At 61.4% G+C, this 6201-nt stretch carries 6 protein-coding genes; 3 read left to right on the top strand and 3 right to left on the bottom strand.

Annotation, left to right across the window (positions count from 1 at the left end):
• The 3 genes from WA989_RS04905 to sdhC all read right to left on the bottom strand — a co-directional run.
• Positions 1–1152, bottom strand: a 1152-nt coding sequence (locus WA989_RS04905) for an FAD-binding protein (RefSeq protein ID WP_424339390.1), incomplete at its 3' end; no start/stop codon positions are given.
• Between the two features lie 27 nt (positions 1153–1179).
• The gene (sdhD, locus tag WA989_RS04910; RefSeq protein ID WP_424339391.1) at positions 1180–1572 is read right to left on the bottom strand and encodes a succinate dehydrogenase, hydrophobic membrane anchor protein; all 393 of its coding nucleotides are present in this window, start codon (positions 1570–1572) and stop codon (positions 1180–1182) included.
• 12 nt (positions 1573–1584) lie between these two features.
• Positions 1585–1986: a succinate dehydrogenase, cytochrome b556 subunit gene (gene sdhC, locus WA989_RS04915; protein ID WP_424339392.1), complete on the bottom strand. Its 402-nt coding sequence runs from the start codon at positions 1984–1986 to the stop codon at positions 1585–1587.
• Positions 1987–2075: 89 nt separating this feature from the next.
• Here sdhC and WA989_RS04920 point away from each other — a divergent pair, with 89 nt between their 5' ends.
• The 3 genes from WA989_RS04920 (at position 2076) to WA989_RS04930 (ending at position 6193) form a co-directional block, all read left to right on the top strand.
• Entirely contained in the window at positions 2076–3878 is a 1803-nt protein-coding gene (locus WA989_RS04920) for a DUF885 domain-containing protein (protein ID WP_424339393.1), read from the top strand.
• Positions 3875–4597, top strand: a complete 723-nt coding sequence (locus WA989_RS04925; RefSeq protein WP_424339394.1) for a glutamine amidotransferase-related protein — start codon at positions 3875–3877, stop codon at positions 4595–4597. Before WA989_RS04920 ends, WA989_RS04925 begins: the two co-directional genes overlap by 4 nt.
• An 81-nt stretch (positions 4598–4678) precedes the next feature.
• Positions 4679–6193, top strand: coding sequence for a phosphomannomutase/phosphoglucomutase (locus tag WA989_RS04930; RefSeq protein ID WP_424339395.1), 1515 nt, complete (start codon positions 4679–4681; stop codon positions 6191–6193).
• Positions 6194–6201 lie beyond the last annotated feature (8 nt).

Raw genomic sequence — 6201 nt, forward strand, 5'->3', positions numbered from 1 at the left:
TGGCACAACACTGTCAGGATCGGCGCCCTTCTTGGTCAGGACTTCGCCATGATAATTGGTCGGGATACCGCCCATATTATAATGGACCGTCGGCAGGACCGGGATCGGCTCCTTGGTGACGTCCACACCGGAGAAGACTTTCGCCGTCTCGGAGATACCCGGCAGGCGCTCGGCCAACGCTTCGGCCGGCAAGTGTTCGAGGTGGAGGTGAATATGATCATTCTCCCCGCCGACACCGCGGCCTTCGCGGATTTCGACCGTCATGGCGCGCGAGACGACATCGCGGGAGGCGAGGTCCTTGGCCGATGGGGCATAGCGCTCCATGAAGCGCTCGCCTTCGGCATTGGTGAGATATCCGCCCTCGCCGCGTGCGCCCTCGGTGATCAGGCAGCCGGCGCCATAGATGCCGGTTGGGTGAAACTGGATGAACTCTGTGTCCTGCAGCGGCAGGCCGGCGCGCAGGACCATGGCATTGCCGTCGCCCGTGCACGTGTGCGCCGAGGTACAGGAGAAGAAGGCCCGGCCATAACCGCCGGTCGCGAGGATGGTCTTCTGCGCGCGGAAGCGGTGCAGCGTGCCATCGTCGAGCTTCCAGGCCGTGACGCCGCGGCAGGCCCCTTCCTCATCCATGATGAGATCGAGCGCGAAATACTCGATGAAGAATTCGGTCTCTTCCTTGACGCACTGGCCGTAGAGGGTGTGCAGCATGGCGTGGCCGGTCCGGTCCGCCGCCGCGCAGGTGCGCTGGACCGGCGGGCCTTCGCCATACTCTGTGGTGTGGCCGCCGAACGGGCGCTGATAGATCTTGCCATTCTCATTGCGCGAGAAGGGCATGCCCCAGTGCTCAAGCTCATAGACCGCCTGAGGCGCTTCGCGGCAGAGATACTCGATCGAATCCTGGTCGCCGAGCCAGTCAGACCCCTTGACCGTGTCGTACATGTGCCAGCGCCAATTGTCCGGGCCCATATTGCCGAGCGAGGCTGCGATGCCGCCTTGTGCGGCAACCGTATGGGAGCGCGTCGGGAAGACCTTGGTGATACAGGCTGTACGAAGGCCGGCTTGCGCCGCGCCAAGCGCCGCACGCAGGCCGGAGCCGCCAGCACCGACCACCACCACATCATAGGTGTGATCAACGAATTTATAGTCAGACATATCGATCGTTTCCTTTCAGAGCGCGCCTCAGGCGCCCGCCGAAATCCAGATTTTGAGCACCGAGAGCGCGGTCGCGGCAAACAGGCCGACGCAGACGAATGTATTGAGAACAAGCAGTCCCTGCTTCATGCCCGCCTTACCGATATAGTCCTCGATAATGACCTGCATACCGAGCCGCATATGGTAGAACGCCGCACCCAGGGTGAGGATCATCAGGATCGCGTTCCAGGGCTGGGCGAGCCAGGCCGTCGCGCCGTCGAAGCCCGATTGGGTCGCCGCGATCACGGCATAGAGAAACCACGGCACGAGAAAGATCAGCGCGATTGCCGATACGCGCTGGCGGATATGGTGGTCCGTTCCGGATTTCGCAGAACCGAGGCCGCGCGCCGCCGCTGCTGGGGTCTTGTAGTTGGTGCTCATCTGAAAGCTCCCCTAGAACAGATTGGTCGCGAGCGACCAGATCGTTGCAGCCGCAATAATGGCGAGCGCGAAATTGACGACCGACCAGAGGCTCGCCGCTTTCGGGTCGAAGCCCACTTTCGGCCCGTCCCACATGAGGTGCCGGATGCCATTGAAGAGGTGGAACATGACAGACAGGAGCCAGAAGAAGAGGAGGATCTGGCCGACCGGGTGAAGCATGATGCCCTCGACGAAGCCGTATGCCTCGGGCCCTGCGCCAAGCGAAACGATCCAGGCGCTGACCAGCAGAGCGCCGAGATAATTGCCGAAACCGGTGACCCTGTGAAAAATCGAGGCGGCCATCGTCCAGTGCCACTTCCACACCGACAGGTGTGGTGACATCGGGCGTGGATCAGTCCACTCTGAACCTGACATATATTCGCTCCAGAACCTTCTGCTTTGTTATGACGGGTTCTAGATGGGTCAAACGTGGTGTCAACGCGACAAGAAAGGCAGGTACAGCAATGAGAAAATCGGTCCCGGTCATACTGTGTGCACTTGCCGCTGCGTCACTTGCCACCGCGCAGACGGCGCCCGAAGCCCCGGAGGCCGCAGAGACCGAAGCGCTTGCGCCGACGCTTGCCTCCATCGTGAGCGACTATGAGGCGCTGATGATCGCTGCGAGCCCGTCGGCAGAGGCGCGCGCCGAAGACAGGGCGCCGAGCCGCTGGGCGGATGTCTCACCGCTCTATGTGAAATCGCTGGCAGACCAGGCTCGCCTTCTGAAGGGCCGGCTGGCGGCGGTCGAGGACGAGTCCTTCGCTGAACGGGCCATCCTCGCCCACTTGCTTGAGCAGCTTATCATGGACGACCAGTTCGACACGGCTCGCCTGCCCTTTGTCGGTGACTGGGGGTTTCATGCCCAACCTTTCTTCGCTGCAAAGAATCTGAGGATCCGGACCGAGGAAGACGCCGAAGCCTGGATTCAGCGGCTCAACGATCTGCCGCGCTATTTCGATCAGAACATCGCCAATATGCGGCGCGGCATCGCGACAGGCTGGACCGCCCATGCCGATCCTATGAACACAACGATCAACCAGATCCGCGAACAGGTCGTCGCAACGCCCGAAGACAGCTCACTCTGGTCGCCTTTCGAGAATTTGCCGGACGCGCTGGATGAAGAGACGAAGGCGGCGCTGCGCACCACAGGCCGCAACAGCGTTTCCGAAGCGCTGCAGGCCTATCGCGAACTCCTCACATTCATGGAAACCGAATACGTCCCGAATGCGCGGTCCGAACCGGGCGTTTTCTCGCTGGACGGCGGGCAAGCCTATTACGATGCCGCGATCCGCAACCACACCGCCGGTGCCGGCTATACGCCGGGCGAGATCCACCAGCTCGGCCAGAGCGAAGTCGCGCGCATCCGCGCCGAGATGGAGGCGATCATCGCCGAGATCGAGTATCCCGGCACATTTGATGAGTTTCTCAATTTCCTGCGCACAGATCCGCAATTCTATGCCGATACGCCGGAAGACCTGATGGAGAAGGCCGCGCGCATTTCAAACCGCCTCGACGCGATCCTGCCAGACTATTTCGGCACATTGCCGCGCCTCACCTATGGCGTCGAACCTGTGCCGGCTGACATCGCGCCTGGCTATACGACGGGGCGCTATTCAGGCGGCGATCCAGAAGAGGGCATTTCGGGGACCTATCTGGTCAACACCTACGCGCTAGACCAGCGCCCGCTGTATGAACTGCCTGCGCTCTCGGCCCATGAAGCCGTCCCGGGGCATCATCTGCAGATCGCGCTGGCCCAGGAGATGGAAGACGTGCCGCGTTTCCGCCAGCAATATTATGCGACGGCCTTTGGCGAAGGCTGGGGGCTTTATGCCGAGAAACTTGCAGGCGAGGCCGGCATCTACCAGACGCCCTATGAGCGGTTTGGCCAGCTGTCCTATGAGATGTGGCGCGCCTGCCGCCTCGTCGCTGACACAGGCCTGCACTGGTATGGCTGGTCACGCGAAGAGGCCGAGACGTGTTTCGTTGAGAACTCCGCCCTCGCCCCGCTCAATATCGAGACCGAAGTAACCCGCTATATCGGCTGGCCCGGACAGGCGACGGCTTACAAGGTCGGCGAGTTGAAAATCCTCGAGCTGCGCCAGCAGGCCAAGGACGCGCTCGGCGATGAATTCGACATTCGCGCCTTCCATGATGCCGTTCTGGGTCAGGGCTCCCTGCCGCTCGATGCGCTCGAGACAAGTATTGAAGACTGGATCGAAGGGCAGACAGCACCCTCAGCTCCACCGGCAGGTGCCTCGACACCATGAAACTGACGATAATCGAAACCGGCCTGCCGCCCGAACCGCTGCGGCAGCATTGGCCACGCTATCCGGCCATGTTCCATGAGCTCATTGCACCGCACATGCCGGGCCTGGAGACCGAAGCCGTATCGGTCGTGACCGGCGAGGCCTTTCCTGACCTCGATGAGACAGAGGCCATCCTCGTCACCGGCTCTGCCGCGGGCGTCTACGAGATCCATCCCTGGATGCAGCCCCTGTTCAATTTCATCCAGCGGGCTGCGGCAAAGACCATCCCGCAGATCGGTATCTGCTTCGGCCATCAGGCGGTTGCCAAGGCGCTCGGCGCAAAGGTCGGCAAGTCGGACAAGGGCTGGGGCATCGGCCGCCACACTTATCAGATATGCGAGCGCCCGGCCTGGATGGGCGGATATGACCGGGAGACATTCTCTCTCGGCGTCAGCCACCAGGACCAGGTCGAGAGTCTGCCGCCCGGCGCCAGCGTCGTGGCTGCCTCGGACTTCACCCCATTTGCCGTGCTCGACTATGGCGACGTGCCTGCCATCAGCTTTCAGGGCCATCCGGAATTTGCGAGTGGCTTCAGCTGCGCACTTTACAACGTCCGGCGCGGTACCGCGTTTAGCGCACAGGCTGTCGATGAGGCCTGCACCAGCCTCGACCGCCCCATCGACAACGCCCTCGTTGGCGCGTGGATCGCGAATTTCCTGAAGCAGCACAATCGCGCCTGAGAAAAGGACCCCCGAGACTGGAAATGCGTTGCACTTCTGTGCCAATTGAGCCCAGCAGATTTTAAGGAGACACGGCCCATGATGCCGAAACCGCGCGCCGACATTGCCCCGAACTCGATCGAATTCGAGACCCTGCCGCTCGTGAAGCCGACCGGGTTCCGCGAGTATGATGCGCGCTGGTGGTTTGGCGGGCCGGGTCATGAAAAGCCGCCAGAGCTTAACCTCCTCGGCGTTGAAGCGCTCGGCCTCGGTATGGCGACTCTGTTTCACGAACTGGGCGTCGAGCCGAAAGTGGTTACCGGTCATGACTTCCGTTCAATCTCGCTCTCAATCAAGAATGCGCTGAAGCTTGGTCTCGTGGCGGGCGGCTGCGAAGTGCTTGATGTCGGCATGGCGCTGAGCCCAATGGTCTATTGGGCGCAGTTCGAGCTCGAAGCCGATTGCTGTGCCATGGTGACAGCGAGCCACAATGAGAACGGCTGGACGGGCGTGAAGATGGGCGCCAACAAGCCGCTGACCTTCGGGCCAGAAGAGATGGGCCGGCTGAAGGAAATTGTCCTGAACGGTGACTTTCAGCCCCGTGCAGGCGGCGGCTCGTTCCGCGTCGACGGGATGCGCGAGAAATACATCGCTTCGGTCTCTGAAGGCGTCAGCCTGAAAAGAAAGATCAAGGTCATCGCCGCCTGCGGCAACGGGACGGCCGGTGCCTTCGCGCCCGATGCCCTTCGCGCCATGGGCGCCGAAGTCGTCGAGATGGACTGCACTCTCGATAACACCTTCCCGAAATACAACCCGAACCCCGAAGACAGCGAAATGCTTCACGCCATGGCCGAAGCCGTCAAAGAGCAGGGCGCTGATGTGGCGCTCGGCTTCGACGGCGACGGCGACCGGTGCGGCGTGGTCGACAATACGGGGGAGGAAATCTTCGCCGACAAGATCGGCCTGATGCTGGCGCGCGATCTTTCGAGGGTGCATCCCGGCGCGAACTTCGTCGTGGATGTGAAATCGACCGGCCTCTACAAGACTGACCCGGTGCTGAAAGAAAACGGCTCCACCGTCGACTATTACAAGACCGGCCATTCCTACATCAAACGCCGCACGACCGATCTCGGTGCGCTCGCAGGTTTTGAAAAGTCAGGCCACTTTTTCTTCCGCCCGCCGATCGGGCTTGGCTATGATGATGGCATCGTCGCTGCCGCTGCGATCCTGCAAATGCTCGACCGCAACCCTGACAAGACGATGGCAGACCTCAAATCCGAACTTGGCGTCGCCTATACCTCGCTCACCATGTCGCCGCACTGCGATGACGAGATCAAGTACGATGTGATCGACAAGATGGTCGCCGAATATGAAGGCATGGCCGGCGGCGAAATCCTCGGTCGCAAGATCGTCGATGTGAACACCGTCAATGGCGCACGCGTCACACTGGAAGACGGCTCCTGGGTGCTGGTCCGCGCCTCATCCAACAAGCCGGAACTGGTGGTGGTTGTCGAAAGCCTTCAGTCCGAAGACGACATGCGCGACCTCTTCCACAAGGAAGTCAAACCCCGGCTTGGCAAGCATCAAGAAGTCGGGGCCTATAATCAGGAAATCTGATCTAGGCC

This window comes from Henriciella sp., from assembly GCF_049649345.1.
Classification (GTDB): Bacteria; Pseudomonadota; Alphaproteobacteria; order Caulobacterales; family Hyphomonadaceae; genus Henriciella.

Coding starts and splice junctions, on each gene's coding strand:
- sdhD (WP_424339391.1), bottom strand. CDS start 1,572: ATGAGCACCAACTACAAGACCCCAGCAGCGGCGGCGCGCGGCCTCGGT.
- sdhC (WP_424339392.1), bottom strand. CDS start 1,986: ATGTCAGGTTCAGAGTGGACTGATCCACGCCCGATGTCACCACACCTG.
- WA989_RS04920 (WP_424339393.1), top strand. CDS start 2,076: ATGAGAAAATCGGTCCCGGTCATACTGTGTGCACTTGCCGCTGCGTCA.
- WA989_RS04925 (WP_424339394.1), top strand. CDS start 3,875: ATGAAACTGACGATAATCGAAACCGGCCTGCCGCCCGAACCGCTGCGG.
- WA989_RS04930 (WP_424339395.1), top strand. CDS start 4,679: ATGCCGAAACCGCGCGCCGACATTGCCCCGAACTCGATCGAATTCGAG.